General features: G+C 41.9%; 1 pseudogene. It reads left to right on the top strand.

The features are described 5' to 3' along the window. Positions 1–700, top strand: a pseudogene (locus KA873_RS12450) (IS256-like element ISEnfa4 family transposase); the annotation flags it as partial.

Raw genomic sequence — 700 nt, 5'->3', positions numbered from 1 at the left:
AGTACCCAGAACACGTGATGGTGAATTTTCACCGACGGTGTTTGAGCGTTATCAGCGAAATGAAAAGGCACTGCTCGCTTCAATGCTTGAGATGTATGTTTCAGGCGTTTCGACACGTAAAGTTTCAAAGATTGTTGAAGAGCTATGTGGAAAATCGGTATCGAAATCTTTTGTTTCTAGCCTGACTGAGCAGTTAGACCCGATGGTCAACGAATGGCAGAACCGTTCACTCTCAGGTACGAGTTATCCTTATCTGATGACTGATGTTCTCTACATAAAAGTCCGTGAGGACCATCGAGTGCTTTCTAAAAGCTGCCATATTGCGATCGGGATAACAGAAGGTGGTGATCGTGAAATCATTGGCTTCATGATCCAAAATGAAGAAAGTGATGACACATGGTCCATCTTCTTTGAATACTTAAAAGAACGCGGTCTACAGGGGACAGAACTCATCATTTCTGATGCCCATAAAGGCCTAGTGTCTGCAATTCGTAAGTCATTTACCAACGCAAGTTGGCAGAGATGCCAGGTCCATTTTTTAAGAAACATCTTCAGTTCCATTCCAAAAAAGAATTCAAAACCGTTTAGAGAAGCAGTAAAAGCGATCTTTAAGTTTACGGATATTGAACTCGCTCGAACAGCTAAGAATGCCTTAGTCGGTGAATATATCGACCAGTCTAAATATTCAAAAGCTTGCGCA

The sequence above is a fragment of the Staphylococcus sp. GDY8P45P genome (genome assembly GCF_017892745.1).
GTDB lineage: Bacteria > Bacillota > Bacilli > Staphylococcales > Staphylococcaceae > Staphylococcus > Staphylococcus cohnii.
The sequence above is the reverse complement of the archived record's forward strand: the minus strand, read 5'-3'. Positions and strand labels throughout refer to the sequence as shown.